This window comes from Pseudomonas sp. S5D5 (genome assembly GCF_003013355.1).
In the GTDB taxonomy this organism is placed as follows: domain Bacteria; phylum Pseudomonadota; class Gammaproteobacteria; order Pseudomonadales; family Pseudomonadaceae; genus Aquipseudomonas; species Aquipseudomonas aylmerensis.
Genome location: NZ_PTEO01000001.1, coordinates 5,437,517 through 5,455,947 on the forward strand (window position 1 = coordinate 5,437,517; position 18,431 = coordinate 5,455,947).

At 59.6% G+C, this 18,431-nt stretch carries 15 protein-coding genes; 5 read left to right on the forward strand and 10 right to left on the reverse strand.

Annotated features, from left to right (window positions below; all coding sequences use genetic code 11):
• Nucleotides 1–40: 40 nt before the first annotated feature.
• From bamA to rpsB, 9 genes are all read right to left on the reverse strand, one after another.
• A complete protein-coding gene (gene bamA, locus C9990_RS24835; RefSeq protein WP_065903080.1) occupies nucleotides 41–2,428 on the reverse strand; it encodes an outer membrane protein assembly factor BamA in 2,388 nt (795 codons plus the stop codon).
• A gap of 74 nt (nucleotides 2,429–2,502) precedes the next feature.
• Nucleotides 2,503–3,855 carry a sigma E protease regulator RseP gene (gene rseP / locus C9990_RS24840; RefSeq protein WP_106804957.1) on the reverse strand — a complete coding sequence of 451 codons (1,353 nt, stop codon included), beginning with the start codon at nucleotides 3,853–3,855 and terminating at the stop codon, nucleotides 2,503–2,505.
• Between the two features lie 53 nt (nucleotides 3,856–3,908).
• On the reverse strand, nucleotides 3,909–5,099 hold the full coding sequence (ispC, locus tag C9990_RS24845) for a 1-deoxy-D-xylulose-5-phosphate reductoisomerase (protein WP_106804958.1): 1,191 nt from the start codon (nucleotides 5,097–5,099) through the stop codon (nucleotides 3,909–3,911).
• Nucleotides 5,096–5,902, reverse strand: a complete 807-nt coding sequence (locus tag C9990_RS24850; RefSeq protein ID WP_065903083.1) for a phosphatidate cytidylyltransferase — start codon at nucleotides 5,900–5,902, stop codon at nucleotides 5,096–5,098. Before C9990_RS24850 ends, ispC begins: the two co-directional genes overlap by 4 nt.
• Complete coding sequence (uppS, locus tag C9990_RS24855) at nucleotides 5,902–6,657, reverse strand: polyprenyl diphosphate synthase (protein ID WP_016974405.1); 756 nt, start codon at nucleotides 6,655–6,657, stop codon at nucleotides 5,902–5,904. Before uppS ends, C9990_RS24850 begins: the two co-directional genes overlap by 1 nt.
• A gap of 17 nt (nucleotides 6,658–6,674) precedes the next feature.
• Nucleotides 6,675–7,232, reverse strand: coding sequence for a ribosome recycling factor (gene frr / locus C9990_RS24860; RefSeq protein ID WP_016974404.1), 558 nt, complete (start codon nucleotides 7,230–7,232; stop codon nucleotides 6,675–6,677).
• A complete protein-coding gene (gene pyrH, locus C9990_RS24865) occupies nucleotides 7,229–7,972 on the reverse strand; it encodes a UMP kinase (protein ID WP_003189161.1) in 744 nt (247 codons plus the stop codon). Before pyrH ends, frr begins: the two co-directional genes overlap by 4 nt.
• A 212-nt stretch (nucleotides 7,973–8,184) precedes the next feature.
• Nucleotides 8,185–9,048, reverse strand: coding sequence for a translation elongation factor Ts (gene tsf, locus C9990_RS24870; protein ID WP_025855127.1), 864 nt, complete (start codon nucleotides 9,046–9,048; stop codon nucleotides 8,185–8,187).
• A gap of 203 nt (nucleotides 9,049–9,251) precedes the next feature.
• Nucleotides 9,252–9,989 carry a 30S ribosomal protein S2 gene (gene rpsB, locus C9990_RS24875; RefSeq protein WP_003189158.1) on the reverse strand — a complete coding sequence of 246 codons (738 nt, stop codon included), beginning with the start codon at nucleotides 9,987–9,989 and terminating at the stop codon, nucleotides 9,252–9,254.
• A 387-nt stretch (nucleotides 9,990–10,376) separates the two neighbouring features.
• Between rpsB and map the strand changes: the two genes are divergently transcribed.
• From map to C9990_RS24895, 4 genes are all read left to right on the forward strand, one after another.
• Nucleotides 10,377–11,159 carry a type I methionyl aminopeptidase gene (map, locus tag C9990_RS24880; protein WP_065903086.1) on the forward strand — a complete coding sequence of 261 codons (783 nt, stop codon included), beginning with the start codon at nucleotides 10,377–10,379 and terminating at the stop codon, nucleotides 11,157–11,159.
• A 66-nt stretch (nucleotides 11,160–11,225) separates the two neighbouring features.
• Nucleotides 11,226–13,928 (forward strand): [protein-PII] uridylyltransferase, encoded by a 2,703-nt coding sequence (locus C9990_RS24885; RefSeq protein ID WP_106804959.1) that lies wholly within the window; start codon nucleotides 11,226–11,228, stop codon nucleotides 13,926–13,928.
• A gap of 143 nt (nucleotides 13,929–14,071) precedes the next feature.
• The gene (gene dapC, locus C9990_RS24890) at nucleotides 14,072–15,271 is read left to right on the forward strand and encodes a succinyldiaminopimelate transaminase (RefSeq protein ID WP_106804960.1); all 1,200 of its coding nucleotides are present in this window, start codon (nucleotides 14,072–14,074) and stop codon (nucleotides 15,269–15,271) included.
• A 127-nt stretch (nucleotides 15,272–15,398) separates the two neighbouring features.
• On the forward strand, nucleotides 15,399–16,163 hold the full coding sequence (locus C9990_RS24895) for a M12 family metallopeptidase (protein ID WP_157955099.1): 765 nt from the start codon (nucleotides 15,399–15,401) through the stop codon (nucleotides 16,161–16,163).
• Between the two features lie 44 nt (nucleotides 16,164–16,207).
• Here C9990_RS24895 and C9990_RS24900 read toward each other — a convergent pair whose 3' ends face one another.
• Nucleotides 16,208–17,851, reverse strand: a complete 1,644-nt coding sequence (locus tag C9990_RS24900; RefSeq protein WP_106804962.1) for a Na+/H+ antiporter — start codon at nucleotides 17,849–17,851, stop codon at nucleotides 16,208–16,210.
• A 267-nt stretch (nucleotides 17,852–18,118) separates the two neighbouring features.
• Here C9990_RS24900 and C9990_RS24905 point away from each other — a divergent pair, with 267 nt between their 5' ends.
• On the forward strand, nucleotides 18,119–18,427 hold the full coding sequence (locus C9990_RS24905) for an arsenate reductase (RefSeq protein ID WP_229999207.1): 309 nt from the start codon (nucleotides 18,119–18,121) through the stop codon (nucleotides 18,425–18,427).
• The last annotated feature ends 4 nt before the right edge of the window (nucleotides 18,428–18,431 follow it).

Below are 18,431 nucleotides of genomic sequence, written 5' to 3' on the forward strand. Positions count from 1 at the left end.
ACTCCTACAGAATCCGTTGTCGTTATCTTGGGTCAGACGCTTAGAACGTCTGGCCGAGGGAGAATTGGAAAATCTGGGTTTCAGCGTTATCCGGTTTCTTGATCGGCATGGCCAGAGCAAAGCTCAATGGGCCAAGCGCAGTCACCCAGGTCACACCCACACCCACGGAGCTTGCCAGGTTGCTGAGGCTCACGTCGTTGCATTGGGTTTCGGACTTCACGCCGCTCGGGTTACGGATCTGCTCGCACTTGGAGTCGAACACGTTACCCACGTCCCAGAAGACCGAAGTACGCAGCGAACGCTGATCCTTCACGAATGGCAGTGGGAACAGAATCTCCGCACCACCCTGAATCAAAACGTTACCACCGAACGGCAGCGGGTCGTTGTCCGAATCCGCCACAGTGCCTTGGTTACCGGTTACACCCACACCACGGCTTGGCGTACCACGAGGACCCAGGGTGCTGTCCTTGAAGCCACGTACCGAGTTGAAACCACCAGCATAGTAGTTCTCATAGAACGGCAAGCCATTGGTCGAACCATAACCATCGCCATAGCCCAGCTCAGTGTGCAGGCGCATGGTGTAGTTATCGCTCAACGGCTGGAACAATTGGCCGCGGTAGTCGAGTTTGAAGAACGACAGGTCGCTGCCCGGCGTCGTGGTTTCCAGGGTCAGGCTCTGGGAGTGACCACGGGTTGCCAGCACACCTTTGTTCAGGGTCGACTCGGACCAGCCGGCGGACGCCTTGAAGTTCAGGAACTTGTCACCTTCGCGACGGGTAAAGTCGAAGATCTCGTCCACGGTGTACACACCGGTCTTGATCTCATCCTGTTGCGCGGTCAGGCCAAAGGTCAGGCGCGACGTTTCGCTGATCGGGTAGCCAATGTTGGCGCCCACACCCAGGCTGTCGATCGCATAGCTTGCTACGTCAACGTCGAGGTCTTTGTAGTCGGTGGTGCGGTAGAAGGCGTTGTAGCCCAGGCTCACACCGTCGGCAGTCCAGTAGGGGTCGACATAACCGAAGTTATAGCGGCTCTGGTATTCGCTACGGGTCAGGCCGATGGAAACCTTGTTACCGGTACCGAGGAAGTTGTTCTGGGTGATCGAACCACCGAGGATCAGGCCGGCGCTCTGCGCGAAACCAACGCTGGCGGTGATGGAACCCGACGCCTGTTCTTCCACGGCGTAGTTCACGTCAACCTGGTCATCCACGCCCGGTACGGCCGGGGTCTCGACGTTGACTTCCTTGAAGAAGCCCAGGCGCTCAAGACGGGTCTTGGACTGGTCGATCAGGTAAGTCGACGCCCAGCCACCTTCCATCTGACGCATTTCACGACGCAGCACTTCGTCCGCAGACTTGGTGTTGCCACGGAAATTGATGCGGTTCACATAGGCACGCTTGCCCGGGTCGACAACGAAGGTGATATCCACGGTGTGGTCATCATCGTGCGGGGTCGGCACGCCGTTGACGTTGGCGAAGGTATAGCCTTCGTTACCGAGGCGGCGGGTGATCAGTTCGGAGGTGGTGGTCATCAGCTTGCGCGAGAACACCTGGTCCTTCTGCACCAGCAACAGCGCCTTGACCTGGTCTTCAGGGACTTTCAGGTCGCCGCTGAGCTTGACGTCACGAACCTTGTACTTCTCGCCTTCGTTGACGTTGACGGTGATGTAGACGTGCTTCTTGTCCGGGGTGATAGACACCTGGGTCGAAGCGATATCCATGTTGATATAGCCACGGTCCAGGTAGTAGGAGCGCAGACGCTCCAGGTCACCGGAGAGTTTTTCACGTGCGTACTTGTCATCGTTCTTGAAGAACGACAACCAGTTGGTGGTCTTGAGTTCGAACAGGTCGATCAGGTCGTCATCAGCGAACTTGGTATTGCCCACCACGTTGATGTGCTGAATCGCCGCCACGGTACCTTCGTTGATGTTGACCTTGAGGCCGACACGGTTACGAGGTTGCGGGACCACTTCGGTTTCCACGGTCGCGGAGTAGCGGCCCTGGGCAACGTACTGGCGTTGCAGCTCGTTACGCACACCCTCAAGGGTGGCGCGCTGGAAGATCTCGCCCTCGGCCAGGCCGGATTGCTTGAGGCCCTTCATCAGGTCTTCAGTGGAGATCGCTTTGTTGCCTTCGATCTCGATACTGGCGACGGAAGGTCGCTCGACGACAGTGATGACCAGGACGTTGCCTTCGCGACCCAGTTGGATGTCTTGAAAGAAACCGGTTTTGAACAGCGCACGAGTGGATTCCACCAGGCGACGGTCATCAGCCTGTTCCCCAACGTTCAACGGCAAGGCACCAAAGACGCTACCCGCGGAAACCCGCTGGAGGCCGTTGACGCGAATATCGGAGATGGTGAAGGACTCGGCGTGAACTTCGGCGATCATCAATACGGTGAGAACCGCAGTTAGCAGCAGACGTTTCATGAAGTCCTTTCTTATTCCAACTGGCAATAAACAAACTGCCGCAAAATGCGGCAGATTCGCAATTCAGCGAAGCGTTACAGACGACCCAGATCGTTGACCAAGGCTAACAACATCACCCCGACCACCAAACTGATACCGATCTGTATCCCCCAACCCTGCACCCGATCCGACAAGGGACGACCACGCGCCCACTCGACCAGATAAAACAACAGATGCCCCCCATCCAATACTGGAATGGGCAGCAAATTCAGAACACCCAAGCTAATACTCAGATAAGCCAGGAAATTCAGGAAATCCGCGACACCCGACTGGGCAGAAGCGCCCGCCACTTTAGCAATGGTTATCGGTCCACTCAAGTTTTTTACCGAGAGCTCGCCGAACAACATTTTCTTGAGGGATTCGAGGGTCAGCACACTCATGGTCCAGGTGCGTCGAGCGCCCTCGCCAATTGCTGCCAACGGCCCGAAACTGACCTCGCGCACCATCGATGGCGGCCACTCTACACCTTTCACCCCGGCACCCAGGTAACCCCCGGCCGCCTTGGCTTCCCCGCGCACCGCCAGGGTGACAGGGATGTCGATTTGAGCACCGTCGCGCTCAACTTTCAGCACAATTTTGGTATCAGGCCGTACACGAACCAGGTCGACCACTTGCTGCCAGTCGCCCAATGACTGGCCATCAAGGGCCAACAGGCGATCACCGGTTTTCAACCCGGCGGCCTGGGCCGGGCCTTTCGGGTCCAGCTCGGCGAGCACCGGCGGCAGCGCCGGGCGCCACGGACGGATACCCAGGGATTTGATCGGATCAGGCTCGTCAGCCCCCTTCAGCCAATGGTCAAGGGCCAGCGTACGCGGGGTTTCGGTAGTGGAATCCTGCTCGCGCACCACCACATTGACGGTACCGCTCTCACCCAGGCGACGAACCAATTGCAAATTGACCGCGCCCCACCCCGTGGTGGGCTCGCCATCAATGGATACAATTTCTTGCCCTGCGACCAGGCCGGCCTTGGCCGCCATGCTATCGGCCTCGACCGCGCCGATGACCGGGCGCACCTGCTGGCTGCCGAGCATGGCCAGCACCCAGAAGAACACCATCGCCAGCAGGAAGTTGGCGATCGGTCCCGCGGCAACAATTGCAATACGCTGACGAACGGTCTTGCGGTTAAAGGACTGGTCCAGTTGATCAGCCGGCACTTCACCTTCGCGCTCATCAAGCATCTTGACGTAGCCACCCAAGGGGATGGCCGCAATCACAAACTCGGTGCCGCGACGGTCATGCCAGCGCAACAGCGGCATGCCGAAACCGACGGAAAAGCGCAATACCTTGACGCCGCAACGACGTGCCACCCAGAAGTGGCCGAATTCGTGGAAGGTAACCAGCACACCCAGAGCAACCAGGGTGCCGACAATCATGTAAAGCGCACTCATCTAATTTCTCCGCATTCCAATCCAGTGCCTGAAGGCTCAAACACGCCCTCAAACTAACGCGCGTTGCGGTCCAGCCATTGTTGAGCCAGGGCACGAGCCTTGGCATCAGCCTCGAACACCGCTCCCAGATCATTCACTGCCACGACAGGCTCAAGCGCCAGGACGTCCTCGATGATACTCGCGATCTGCGGAAAGCGGATGCGCCGTTCGAGAAACGCCGCCACGGCCACTTCATTGGCAGCATTGAGCATCGCCGGTGCGCTGTTACCCGCTTGCGCCGCATGTCGCGCCAGGCGCAGGCAAGGAAAGCGTTGCTCGTCCGGCGCCTCGAAATCCAGCCGCGCAATTGCAAACAGGTCCAATGGCGCCACGCCGGAATCAATCCGCTCCGGCCAGGCCAGGGCGTTGGCGATGGGCGTGCGCATGTCGGGGTTACCCAACTGCGCCAACACCGAACCATCCACATAGTCGACCAGGGAATGAATCACACTTTGCGGGTGGATCACCACCTCGACTTGCTCGGGGCGTGCATCGAACAGCCAGCAGGCCTCGATCAACTCCAGCCCCTTGTTCATCATGCTTGCCGAATCCACGGAGATCTTGCGCCCCATGGACCAGTTCGGATGAGCGCAGGCCTGGTCCGGAGACACATGCTCCAGCTCAGCCAACGGAGTTTGACGGAAAGGACCACCAGAGGCCGTCAGCAGAATCCGACGCACGCCGACCTGGCTCAGGCCTCGGGCAAAGTCACCCGGCATGCACTGGAAGATGGCGTTGTGCTCACTGTCGAGGGGCAGCAACACCGCGCCGCTCTTGCGCACCGCTTGCATAAAGAGCGCACCGGACATCACCAGCGCTTCTTTATTGGCCAACAGGATCTTCTTGCCAGCATCGACCGCAGCGAGGGTTGGACGCAAGCCAGCTGCCCCGACGATGGCGGCGACAACGGTATCCACCTCGGCATCCGCCGACACCTGGCACAGCCCCTCCTCGCCCACCAACACCTGGGTAGCCAGCCCGGCAGCCCGCAGATCATCCTGCAGCCCGCGCGCCAACGCGGCCTCAGGCACGACGGCGAAACGCGGTGCGTGGCGCACACACAGGGCGAGCAATTCGCTCAAACGGGAGAACCCGGTCAGCGCGAAGACCTGATAGCGATCCGGGTGGCGGGCGATCACGTCCAGGGTGCTCAGCCCTACCGAGCCCGTAGCCCCCAGCACGGTTACCTGTTGCAGGCGGCTCACGAGGCAGTCATCCACAGCAGTACGGCGAAAATCGGGATGGCCGCCGTCAGGCTGTCGATACGATCCAGCACGCCGCCGTGACCCGGCAGCAGGTTGCTGCTGTCCTTGATCCCGGCCTGGCGCTTGAACATGCTTTCGGTCAGGTCACCGACCACCGAGATAAAGACGACGATGGCGGTGCCCAGCAGCGCCAGGAAGATCTCCTTCACCGACCAGTCACGCACCACACCCACCACCAGCGTGATCAGCAGGGTCAATGCCAGGCCGCCGTACACGCCCTCCCAGCTCTTGCCCGGGCTGACCGCCGGCGCCAGCTTGCGCTTGCCGAACGCACGACCCGAGAAGTAGGCGCCGATATCCGCGCCCCAGACAAGCACCATCACCGCCATGATCAGCCAGTTGCCCATCGGCGAATGCTTGATCAGTACCAGCCCTTGCCAGGCCGGTAGCAGGATCAACAGGCCAATGACCAGCTTGCAGGCCACACTGGACCAATGACTGCTGGTGCGCGGATAGGTCAGCACCAGGAACGTCGCCAGCGCCCACCACAAGACCGCCGCCCCCAGCACCCAGGGCGCGACGTCCGGCAGGATGTACATGAGAAACAGCAACAGCGCCACGATTGCGGCGTACACCACACGTGGCAACTGTGCACTGAAGCCCGCCAGGCGCGCCCATTCCCAGGCGCCCAGGGTTACGACCAAGCCAATAAACAGCGCAAAGCCGGAACCATCGAGCAGGAAAAACCCACACAAGGCGATCGGCAACAGGATCAGTGCTGTGATGATTCGTTGTTTAAGCATTAAACCCGGGCTCCAGCTTCGATCTGCTCGCTCGTTTTACCGAAGCGACGCTGACGGGAAGCGAAATCGGCCAGCGCATTACGCATGGCATCGTGTTTGAAGTCCGGCCAGAACAGGTCGGAGAAGTACAGCTCGGTATAGGCCAGCTGCCACAGCAGGAAGTTGCTGATGCGGTGCTCGCCACCGGTGCGGATGCACAAGTCCGGCAACGGCAGGTCGCCGGTCACCAGGCAGGTCTGCAGCAGTTCGGGCGTGATGTCGTCCGGACGCAGATGACCGGCTTGCACTTCGCGGGCCAGTCGCTGCGCGGCCTGGGCGATATCCCACTGGCCACCGTAGTTGGCTGCGATCTGCAGCACAAAACGGTTGGCCCCGGCGGTAATGGCCTCGGCTTCGCGCATGGCGGCCTGCAGTTCCGGGTGGAAACGCGAGCGATCGCCAATGATGCGCAGGCTGATGTTGTTGTCGTTGAGGCGCTTGGCCTCGCGACGCAGAGCCTTGAAGAACAGGTCCATCAAGGCACTGACTTCTTCGGCCGGGCGCTGCCAGTTCTCGCTGGAGAAGGCAAACAGGGTCAAGACTTCGACCTTGGCCTCGGCACACACCTCAATCACAGCCCGTACCGCATCGACACCCGCTTTATGCCCGGCAACACCCGGCATAAAGCGTTTCTTCGCCCAGCGATTATTCCCATCCATGATGATCGCGACATGGCGCGGCACCACAGAGGGTACAGTCTGCTTGGTCTTTTCCATGAAGGCGTCCTGACCCCTTATACGGCCATCAGGTCCTTTTCTTTCTCTTCCGTGGCCTTGGTGATCTGGGCCTCGGCGTCCTTGGTCAGCTTGTCGATATCGGCGACGGCGCGACGCTCTTCGTCTTCGCTGATTTCCTTGTCCTTGACCAGCTTCTTCAGGTCACCCAGGGCATCACGACGGATGTTGCGCACGGCAACACGAGCATCTTCCGCGGCGCTACGCGCCTGCTTGGTGAAGCCCTTGCGGGTTTCTTCGGTCAGGGCAGGCATGGAGATCAGCAGCAACTCGCCCAGGTTGGTCGGGTTGAGGTTCAGCCCAGCGCTCTGGATTGCCTTGTCGACGGCAGCGAGCATGTTGCGCTCGAACGCCACGACCTGCAGGGTGCGCGAGTCTTTCACAGTGACGTTGGCCACGCCGCTCAGCGGGGTGTCAGCGCCGTAGTAAGGCACCATCACGCTACCCAGGATGCTTGGGTGAGCCTTGCCGGTACGAATCTGGCCAAAAGCATGGCTCAGAGACTCCAGGGATTTCTGCATACGCGCTTGGGCGTCTTTCTTGATTTCGTTGATCATTGTTGGCCTTCCTCGATCAGAGTCCCTTCCGCGCCGCCGTGTACGATGTTCAGCAGGGCGCCGGGCTTGTTCATGTTAAATACGCGCAGCGGCATCTTGTGGTCGCGGCACAGGCAAATAGCCGTCAGGTCCATCACACCCAGCTTGCGATCCAGCACTTCATCGTAGGTCAGATGATCGAACTTCTCGGCATGCGGGTCTTTGAATGGGTCTGCGGTGTAGACGCCGTCCACCTTGGTGGCCTTGAGCACTACGTCGGCATCGATCTCGATGGCGCGCAGGCAGGCAGCCGAGTCCGTGGTGAAGAACGGGTTGCCTGTACCCGCAGCGAAGATCACCACTTCTTTGGAGTTCAGGTGGCGCATGGCTTTGCGGCGATCATAGTGATCGGTCACGCCAACCATGGAAATAGCCGACATCACGATAGCCGAGATATTGGCACGCTCCAGGGCGTCACGCATCGCCAGGGCGTTCATCACAGTGGCCAGCATGCCCATGTGGTCGCCGGTTACCCGATCCATGCCGGCCGCACTCAGTGCCGCGCCGCGGAACAGGTTGCCGCCGCCAATCACCAGGCCGACCTGCACGCCGATACCGACCAGTTGGCCGACTTCCAGCGCCATGCGATCGAGCACCTTGGGATCGATCCCGAACTCTTCCGAGCCCATCAGGGCCTCGCCGCTAAGCTTGAGTAGAATGCGTTTATAGCGAGCCTGATAACCACTGCCCTGCTGAGCCATTGCGAATCTCTCCTGCGGCGTATTTTTTAAAAAATTCTTGGCGAGCCGTTTACGGCTTGCGTTCACTCTAGCTGGACGCTGTCACAGCGCCATCGGAACACGGCTTTGTAAGCCAGTTCCGAGGGTAAGCCAAATAAAATCGGCCTGCCCATTTGAAAAGAGGCTGCGCGCGTGAGCGGGCAGCCTCTTTTGGGCGACAGTTGAAAACTGTCTTATTGCTTGGCGGCAGCCAGCTGGGCAGCAACTTCTTCAGCGAAGTTGTCGACCGGCTTCTCGATGCCTTCGCCTACTTTGAAGTAAGTGAAGGAAACGATTTCAGCACCGGCTTTCTTGGCCAGTTCGCCGACCTTGATTTCAGGGTTCTTGACGAACGCCTGCTCAACCAGGCTTGCTTCAGCCAGGAACTTGCTGATACGGCCCTTGACCATGTTCTCAACAATGTTTTCTGGCTTGCCTTTGATTTTTTCTTCGTTCAGCTGCAGGAACACAGCTTTTTCACGCTCGATCGCTTCGGCAGAAACTTCCGAAGGCAGCAGGAACTCAGGGTTGCTGGCAGCAACGTGCATAGCGATGTCTTTGGCCAGCTCAACGTCGCCGCCTTTCAGAACAACCGCTACACCGATTTTGTTGCCGTGCAGGTAACCACCGACAACATCACCTTCAACGCGAGCCAGGCGACGGATGTTGACGTTTTCGCCAACCTTGCCGACCAGTACCAGGCGAGCAGCTTCTTGAGCTTCGATCAGAGGCTCAACGGTAGTCAGCTTGTCAGCGAATGCTTTTTCAACGCTGGCAGCAACGAATGCCTTGAAGTCATCCTGCAGAGCCAGGAAGTCGGTCTGCGAGTTCACTTCCAGCAGGACTGCGGATTTACCGTCTTCCTTCAGGGCGATGGCGCCTTCAGCAGCAACGTTACCGGCTTTCTTGGCGGCCTTGATGGCGCCCGAAGCACGCATGTCGTCGATGGCTTTTTCGATGTCGCCGCCGGCCTTGGTCAAGGCCTTTTTGCAATCCATCATGCCTTCGCCGGTACGCTCACGCAGTTCTTTAACCAACGCTGCAGTAATCTCTGCCATTTCAAAATCCTCTTGGATAGGTTTTCAACCATTCCACCCGATCAAACGGGCGATCAATTCTTCCCGAATCTCCGTTGTAGGCCGCTGCACGTTACAGTCGCTAGGTTGCGCTGCCACAAGTGGGCGCCCACAAATGGTTTTCGAGGTGGCAAAAAGGGGGCCAAGCCCCCTTTTTGCTTACTGAGTCAACGCCAGGGCGTCAATTACTCAGCGGCTGCTACCGGAGCTTCTTCAACGAACTGCTCGGTACCGCCAGCAACGTGGTTGCGACCACGGATTACAGCATCAGCCATCGAACCCATGTACAGCTGGATAGCGCGGATTGCGTCATCGTTGCCTGGGATGATGTAGTCAACGCCTTCCGGGCTGCTGTTGGTATCGACTACGCCGATAACCGGGATGCCCAGCTTGTTGGCTTCGGTGATCGCGATGCGCTCGTGATCAACGTCGATAACGAACAGTGCGTCAGGCAGACCGCCCATGTCCTTGATACCACCCAGGGAACGATCGAGCTTTTCCAGGTCACGGGAGCGCATCAGCGCTTCTTTCTTGGTCAGCTTGGCGAAAGTACCGTCTTCGGCTTGCACTTCAAGGTCACGCAGACGCTTGATGGAAGCACGGATGGTTTTGAAGTTGGTCAGCATGCCGCCCAACCAGCGGTGATCGACGTACGGCGAACCGCAACGTGCTGCTTCTTCAGCAACGATCTTGCCAGCGGAACGCTTGGTGCCGACGAACAGAATCTTGTTTTTGCCCTGGGCCAGGCGCTCTACGAAAGTCAGAGCTTCGTTGAACATTGGCAGGGTTTTTTCAAGGTTGATAATGTGGATCTTGTTACGCGCGCCGAAAATGTACTTACCCATTTTCGGGTTCCAGTAACGGGTCTGGTGACCGAAGTGCACACCGGCCTTCAGCATATCGCGCATGTTGACTTGGGACATGATAGTTCCTTAATAAGTCGGGTTTGGCCTCCACGTATCCCAATGACCAACCAGCGGCAGCAAGGCCTCCGGCACCCAGGTCATCGTGTCGACACGTGTGTGGATTTAAGCTTTGCGGGGTATCCCCGGAAAGCGGCGCATTTTATACCACACGAAGGGCGAAAACGAAACCCGCAATCACATTTGCCGTGCGCGGCATTGGCGTAACCCTTTGAATAGAGCGAATTTAGCCCCATCTGATAGAGAGAAGCGATCATCAGAGGGTCATGATTTGACGCCATCGTCTGTTAGAATCGCGTTTTTTGGGGCTTGTGCGAGTTCTGCAACCTTTTGTCGCACACCCGTAAACCGTATTGATTTCAGCGCGTCGCGCTAGAGAGAGCCTGTATGACCGTTAGTTTGAAATCCGCCGAAGACATCGCCGGCATGCGCATCGCTGGCAAACTGGCTGCCGACGTGCTGGAAATGATTGCCGAGCACGTCAAGCCAGGCGTCACCACCGAAACGCTCAACCAGATCTGCCACGACTATATAGTCGACGTGCAAAAGGCCATCCCTGCGCCGCTGAACTACAAGGGCTTCCCCAAGTCGATCTGCACCTCGGTCAACCACGTGGTCTGCCACGGGATCCCGGGTGACAAGCCATTGAAGGAAGGCGACACCCTGAACATCGACGTCACCGTGATCAAGGATGGCTACTTCGGCGACACCAGCCGTATGTTCCACGTCGGCACCGTGCCGGTCTGGGCCGAGCGCCTGTCCCAGGTCACCCAGGAATGCATGTACAAGGCCATCGAAATCGTCAAGCCTGGCTGCCGCCTGGGCGACATCGGTGAAGTGATCCAGAAGCATGCTGAAAAGAACGGCTTCTCGGTGGTGCGCGAATTCTGCGGGCACGGCATCGGCACAGTGTTCCACGAGGAGCCGCAGATCCTGCACTACGGCCGTGCCGGCACCGGCATGGAACTCAAGGCGGGCATGACCTTCACTATCGAGCCGATGATCAACCAGGGTAAGGCCGACACCAAGGTGCTGGGCGACGGCTGGACCGCCATCACCAAGGACCGCAAGCTCTCGGCCCAGTGGGAACACACCCTGCTGGTCACCGAGACCGGCTACGAGATCTTCACCCTGCGCGCCGACGACACGATCCCTCGCGTTTCGGCGTAAGGCAGCAGCCTTGGTTTTCCCCCATTGTGTTGTGACTGACTGTTAGATAGAAAGGAAAGCCGATCGATGCCCCAGGTGGATCCCGAACTCTTCGACCGTGGCCAGTTCCAGGCCGAACTGGCCCTGAAGGCGAGCCCTATCGCCGCTTTCAAGAAAGCTATCCGCCAGGCCCGCGAGGTGCTCGACGAGCGCTTTCGCAGCGGCCGGGACATCCGTCGGCTGATCGAGGACCGCGCCTGGTTCGTCGATAACATCCTGCAAAAGGCCTGGGAACAGTTCAGCTGGAGCGAAGACGCCGACATCGCCCTGGTGGCGGTCGGCGGCTACGGTCGCGGCGAGTTGCACCCCTACTCCGACATCGACCTGCTGATCCTGCTGGACAGCGCCGATCATGAGATCTTTCGCGATTCCATCGAGCGATTTCTGACGCTGCTGTGGGACATCGGCCTGGAAGTCGGCCAGAGCGTGCGCTCGGTGGACGAGTGCGCCGAAGAGGCCCGCGCCGACCTGACGGTGATCACCAACCTGATGGAAAGCCGCACCATCGCCGGCCCCGAGCGCCTGCGCCAGCGCATGCTCGAAGTCACCAGTACCGCACACATGTGGCCGAGCAAGGACTTCTTCCTGGCCAAGCGTGCCGAGCAGAAGGCCCGCCACCACAAGTACAACGACACCGAATACAACCTGGAACCCAACGTCAAAGGCTCGCCGGGCGGACTGCGGGATATCCAGACGATTTTGTGGGTTGCCCGTCGCCAGTACGGCACCCTGAACCTGCGCGCCCTCGCGGGCGAAGGGTTCCTGGTCGAGAGCGAAAACGCCCTGTTGGCTTCGTCCCAGGAGTTTCTCTGGAAAGTGCGCTACGCCCTGCACATGCTCGCCGGGCGCGCCGAAGACCGCCTGCTGTTCGACCACCAGCGCTCCATCGCGACCCTGTTGGGGTTCGAAGGCGAGGACGCCAAGACCAGCATCGAAAGCTTCATGCAGCAGTATTACCGGGTGGTCATGAGCATTGCCCAACTCAGCGACCTGATCATCCAGCACTTCGAAGAAGTGATCCTGGCCCCTGAAGACGAAGCGCCGCCGCAGCCGATCAACTCGCGCTTCCAACTGCATGACGGCTATATCGAGGCGCGCAACGACAACGTGTTCCGCCGCACCCCGTTCGCCATGCTGGAAATCTTCGTGCTGATGGCCCAACAGCCGGAAATCAAAGGTGTGCGCGCCGACACCATTCGCCTGCTGCGAGAAAACCGTCACCTGATCGACGACGATTTTCGCCACGACATTCGCAACACCAGCCTGTTCATCGAGCTGTTCAAGTGCAAGATCGGCATCCACCGCAACCTGCGTCGGATGAACCGCTACGGCATTCTCGGGCGCTATCTGCCGGAATTCGGCTTTATCGTCGGGCAGATGCAGCACGACCTGTTCCACATCTATACGGTGGACGCCCACACCCTCAACCTGATCAAGCACCTGCGTAAGTTGCAGTACACCCAGGTGTCAGAGAAATTCCCGCTGGCCAGTAAGCTAATGGCCAAGCTGCCCAAGCCGGAGCTGATCTACCTGGCCGGCCTGTACCACGACATCGGCAAAGGCCGGCATGGCGACCACTCGGAAATCGGTGCAGTGGATGCCGAGGCCTTCTGCCAGCGCCACCAGTTGCCGCTGTGGGACAGCCGCCTGATCGTCTGGCTGGTGCAGAACCACCTGGTGATGTCGACCACCGCCCAGCGCAAGGACTTGTCCGACCCGCAGGTGATCCATGATTTCGCGCAGATCGTCGGTGATGAAACCCGCCTCGATTACCTGTATGTGCTGACCGTCTCCGACATCAACGCCACCAACCCGACGCTGTGGAACTCCTGGCGCGCCAGCCTGTTGCGCCAGCTGTACACCGAGACCAAGCGCGCCCTGCGTCGCGGCCTGGAAAACCCGGTTGACCGCGAGGAGCAGATCCGCCGCACGCAAAGCGCAGCCCTGGATATCCTGGTGCGCGGCGGCAACGACCCGGACGACGTCGAACAGCTGTGGTCGCAGCTGGGAGACGATTATTTCCTGCGCCATACCGCCGGCGATGTCGCCTGGCACACTGACGCGATCCTGCAGCAGCCTGCCGATGGCGGCCCGCTGGTGCTGATCAAGGAAACCACCCAGCGCGAATTCGAAGGCGGCACGCAGATTTTCATCTACGCCCCCGACCAGCACGATTTCTTCGCCGTGACCGTGGCGGCGATGGACCAGCTCAACCTGAACATCCATGACGCCCGGGTCATCACCTCCAGCAGCCAGTTCACCCTCGACACCTATATCGTGCTCGACACCGACGGCGACTCGATTGGCGACAACCCGGTGCGCGTGAAAAAGATCCGCGAAGGCCTGACCGAAGCGCTGCGCAACCCGGATGACTACCCGACCATCATCCAGCGCCGCGTACCGCGCCAGCTCAAGCACTTTGCGTTCGCGCCCCAGGTCACCATTTCCAACGACGCCCAGCGCCCGGTGACGGTGCTGGAACTCAGCGCCCCGGACCGGCCAGGCCTGCTGGCGCGTATCGGCGGGATTTTCCTGGAGTTCGACCTGTCGTTGCAGAACGCCAAGATTGCGACCCTCGGCGAGCGCGTGGAAGACGTGTTCTTTATTACCGATGCCGATAACCAGCCACTGTCCGACCCTGAACTGTGCCGCCGCTTGCAGGAGGCCATCGTCCAGCAGTTGAGCGTGACCCAGGAGCCCGGCGTCGAGCTGTCGCGCCTGACCATTTGATTATTTAACGTTGTAAACACGATCCCTGTGGGAGCTGGCTTGCCTGCGATACGGGCCTCTCGGTGTATCAGCTACACCGACGCGATGCCATCGCAGGCACGCCAGCTCCCACAGGGTCCGTGCCCACCGTGATTGAGGCCCTTATGAACAACGCCCTGAACCAGCTGCAGCCCTACCCGTTCGAGAAATTGCGCGCCCTGCTCGGCAGTGTCACGCCGAACCCGGACAAACGCCCGATCGCGCTGTCCATCGGCGAACCCAAGCACACGTCGCCGGCATTCGTCGCCGAAGCGCTGAGCAACAACCTCGACCAAATGGCGGTCTACCCCACCACCCTGGGCATCCCGGCCCTGCGCGAGGCCATCGGCGCCTGGTGCGAACGCCGCTTCAATGTGCCCAAGGGCTGGCTCGATCCGGCGCGTAACATCCTGCCGGTCAATGGCACCCGTGAGGCCTTGTTCGCTTTCACCCAGACCGTGGTCAACCGCGGCGACGACGCGCTGGTCGTCAGCCCGAACCCGTTCTACCAGATCTACGAAGGCGCCGCGTTCCTGGCAGGGGCCAAGCCGCACTACCTGCCGTGCCTGGACGAAAATGGCTTCAACCCGGATTTCGATGCGGTCTCGCCCGATATCTGGAAACGCTGCCAGATCCTCTTCCTGTGCTCCCCAGGCAACCCGACCGGCGCCCTGATCCCGGTCGACACACTGAAAAAACTGATCGCCCTGGCCGACGAATACGACTTCGTGATCGCCGCCGACGAGTGCTACAGCGAGCTGTACTTCGACGAACAGACCCCGCCGCCAGGCCTGCTCAGCGCCTGCGTGGCGCTGGGTCGCAAGGACTTCAAGCGTTGCGTGGTGTTCCACAGCCTCTCCAAGCGCTCCAACCTGCCAGGCCTGCGCTCGGGCTTCGTGGCCGGCGATGCCGAAATCCTCAAGGGTTTCCTGCTGTACCGCACTTACCACGGCTGCGCCATGCCCGTGCAAACCCAACTGGCGAGCATCGCCGCCTGGCAGGACGAAGCCCACGTGCAGGCCAACCGCGACCTGTATCGCGAGAAGTTCGACGCCGTGCTGGCAATCCTCAAGCCGGTGCTGGACGTACAGGCCCCGGACGGCGGGTTCTACCTGTGGCCGAATGTGAATGGCGACGATGCCGCCTTCTGCCGCGACCTGTTCGTGGAAGAACACGTGACCGTGGTGCCGGGTTCGTACCTGTCGCGGGAAGTCGACGGTTTCAACCCCGGCGCCGGGCGTGTGCGCCTGGCACTGGTCGCGCCATTGGCAGAGTGTGTGGAGGCGGCTGAGCGGATTCGCGACTTTATCCAGCGTCGCCGCTAACTCCTGGAGCCGCCCCTACACACTGGGGGCGGCCTCTGCAGATGCAATCTGCAACCGATCACATGGGAACTGCGCTCCATAAAGAATCCACCAAGGCCTACCTGACATCAGCTAAGCGGTGGACCTCATGACACTCAACATACTCCCCTCGCCTGCTTACACACACTCCGCGCACGCGCCTCTCGCCGCCCCAGTCGAAAGTCCACCCCTCCCATTGACCCGGAACAAACGTGGTGTAGCAAGCCCGAATAAAACATGGCCTCAGCATTCAGTCCTGAACATCTCATTATTGAACATGACGCAAGAACAAAAGAACTTAACAAAACAGAACATTAATAAATGGGCGCCTCACACCAATCTTTATTTCAAGTTCATTGATACGCCCAACGGGGACATACGAATTACTGCCAACAATGACACCAGCGCAGCGTGGTCAAATGTTGGCACCGACGCAAGAAATACACCACCCGTCGAACCCACCATGAGCATTGGCTTTGCGAATTCGCCAGTTGCTGTTGGAGTCAAGATTCAGCATGAGTTCGGCCACGTCCTGGGGTTGAGGCACGAACATAAGCATCCCGACCGAACGTTGGAGTTGAACAAAGAGAATATTTACAAAGACTACGAGTCGAGAAACAAGACCAGACGCCAAGCCAACCATGACATCGTTCATACATTCCAGCGTGAAGAAGTTAAAACCTCTGGCTATGACAGAAATTCCATCATGCACTACAGGTTTTCCGCCTCGACACTAAAAGATGGAAACCCCCTCGTCGGCAATACACAGCTGTCTGAAGGAGATAAGCATTTTATGCAGTCGCTTTATCCATTGAACAATTCACTGCTGGGCAAACTCCTTAACACGGCCATGAGGGTGATAATCAGGGCTTGAGTATCCTCGCGCTTCTTTATTCAAGCCCAGGTCCATCACAACGTTCATTTAACCTGACCCAGGTTCGCCTCGCTCATATCCAGATCCGCCAACACTTCGCGCAATACGTCATCACCAATCTGGTGATGACGGCTCAGGCTGTACAGCTCCAACCGCTGCGCACGCAGGGCTTTGAGGCGCAGTTTGCGCTCAAGCTGATCCATCTGCTGCGCCAGCGCCTGGGCTTCTGCCGAGTCGTTGAACACCTCCAGTTGATGACGATATTCCGACATCAGCCGCGCCTTCAGCTCGGTCGCCAGTGCGGCCTGGGCGGCGTCCGGGGTGCCGCTTTCGGCGGGTTCCTCTGTCTCCAGGGCATGAATTGCGGCCACCGCAGTCTTTTTCCAGGCCTCGCGTACCTCGTTGTGGCGCTTTTCATCCGGGCTTTTTTCGATGCCGCGCAGCAGCAGCGGCAAAGCGATACAGGCGGCAATCAGCGACAGCAGGATCACGCCGGCCGCGATGAAGATCAGCAGGTCGCGCTCGGGAAAATCCTGGCCCGGCGCCAGCAACAATGGCACCGACATGACGCCGGCCAGGGTCACCGCACCGCGCACACCGCCGACGGTCAACAGCCAGCAGGAGCGCGCAGTGGGCACCAGGGTCAACTCACTTTTCCCACGCAGGCGGCGGAGCAAGCCTGACAGGCGCCAGATGCTTTGCACCCAGATAAAGCGCAACACCACCAGCACCAGGAAAATCGCGATCACGTCCAGGCAGCGATACAACAAGGTCGGCCAGAGCGTCGGCTCATGGCTGACCACGGCCTTGATGATGTCCGGCAATTGCAGGCCCAACAGCAGGAAGATCAAGCCATTGAAGGCAAACTCCAGCAGCGACCAGACGCTGCGGTTGAGCAGGCGCGTGCTGGTTTGGCGCGGCAGCAGGTCGAGCCAGCTTTGCATCATGCCCGCGGCGACCGCCGACAGGATGCCCGAGGCGCCAAGGCGTTCAGCCAACACGTAGGCGGCAAACGGCAGCAGCAACATGAACACCACGTGGGTCGCCGGGTCGTCCCAGCCCCGCGCGATCATCCAGGCGCGCAGGCGGCCGACCAGCCAGCTCAGCGCCACCCCGACTGCAAGGCCACCCACCGCGACCAACACAAAGGTCAGGCTGGCATCGGCCAACGAGAACACGCCGGTCAACGCCGCTGCCAGGGCAAACTTGAAGGTCACCAGGCCCGAGGCATCATTCATCAACGCCTCGCCCTGGAGCATATGCATCAGGGGGGTCGGCAAACGGTTCTGGGCAATCGCCGACACCGCCACGGCATCCGTCGGCGACAGCACGGCGGACAGGGCGAAGGCCACCGGCAACGGGATCGTCGGCAATAGCCAATGGATGAAGTAGCCGGCACCGACCACAGTGAACAGCACCAGCCCCACGGCCAGCGTCAGGATCGGCCCGCGCAGGCGCCACAACTCGCGCTTGGGCATGCGCCAGCCATCGGAGAACAGCAGCGGCGGCAGGAACAGAAACAGGAACAGCTCCGGGTCCAGCGCCACATGCAACCCCAGCGTGGGCCATGCCAGCAAGGCGCCGGCGGCAATCTGTACGAGGGGCAATGGCAATGGAATGATGCGCCCGACCAGGCGCGAAACGCTGACCAGCATCAGCAGGATAAGAACGGTGTAGGCGGTTTGCATAACGCGGGTTTCCCGGACAATCGACTTGCAACGACACCTATCAGGCAACAACTGGCCGTTGAAGTGCCATATTACCGGGCTATGTTACTCGCCTATGCTGCGCGCTGGCCTTTGCACAAAAGTCGCACGGTGCTGACGAGAGGCACCCAAACCCGCTGGCCGTGGCATAATCCGTGACCTTTCAGTTTCATTTGTCCAAAGGGGGGCAATTCCTTGACCGTTTCAAGCAAAACGTTGCACCTTTTCGGCATCAAAGCCTGCGACACCATGAAAAAGGCGCGCACGTGGCTCGATGAGCACGGCGTCAGTTATGAGTTCCATGACTACAAAACGGCCGGTATTGACCGCGAACACTTGACCCAATGGTGCAACGAGCACGGTTGGCAGGTGGTTTTGAACCGTGCGGGCACCACCTTTCGCAAACTCGAAGACGAACGCAAAGCCGATCTCGATCAGTCGAAAGCTATTGAACTGATGCTCGCACAACCCTCGATGATCAAGCGCCCGGTGCTTGATCTCGGTGACAGAACCCTGATTGGCTTCAAGCCAGATAGTTATTCGGCGGCCCTCAAGTAGGCCA

Coding starts and splice junctions, on each gene's coding strand:
- bamA (WP_065903080.1), bottom strand. CDS start 2,428: ATGAAACGTCTGCTGCTAACTGCGGTTCTCACCGTATTGATGATCGCC.
- rseP (WP_106804957.1), bottom strand. CDS start 3,855: ATGAGTGCGCTTTACATGATTGTCGGCACCCTGGTTGCTCTGGGTGTG.
- C9990_RS24850 (WP_065903083.1), bottom strand. CDS start 5,902: ATGCTTAAACAACGAATCATCACAGCACTGATCCTGTTGCCGATCGCC.
- uppS (WP_016974405.1), bottom strand. CDS start 6,657: ATGGAAAAGACCAAGCAGACTGTACCCTCTGTGGTGCCGCGCCATGTC.
- frr (WP_016974404.1), bottom strand. CDS start 7,232: ATGATCAACGAAATCAAGAAAGACGCCCAAGCGCGTATGCAGAAATCC.
- pyrH (WP_003189161.1), bottom strand. CDS start 7,972: ATGGCTCAGCAGGGCAGTGGTTATCAGGCTCGCTATAAACGCATTCTA.
- tsf (WP_025855127.1), bottom strand. CDS start 9,048: ATGGCAGAGATTACTGCAGCGTTGGTTAAAGAACTGCGTGAGCGTACC.
- rpsB (WP_003189158.1), bottom strand. CDS start 9,989: ATGTCCCAAGTCAACATGCGCGATATGCTGAAGGCCGGTGTGCACTTC.
- map (WP_065903086.1), top strand. CDS start 10,377: ATGACCGTTAGTTTGAAATCCGCCGAAGACATCGCCGGCATGCGCATC.
- C9990_RS24885 (WP_106804959.1), top strand. CDS start 11,226: ATGCCCCAGGTGGATCCCGAACTCTTCGACCGTGGCCAGTTCCAGGCC.
- dapC (WP_106804960.1), top strand. CDS start 14,072: ATGAACAACGCCCTGAACCAGCTGCAGCCCTACCCGTTCGAGAAATTG.
- C9990_RS24895 (WP_157955099.1), top strand. CDS start 15,399: ATGACACTCAACATACTCCCCTCGCCTGCTTACACACACTCCGCGCAC.
- C9990_RS24900 (WP_106804962.1), bottom strand. CDS start 17,851: ATGCAAACCGCCTACACCGTTCTTATCCTGCTGATGCTGGTCAGCGTT.
- C9990_RS24905 (WP_229999207.1), top strand. CDS start 18,119: ATGAAAAAGGCGCGCACGTGGCTCGATGAGCACGGCGTCAGTTATGAG.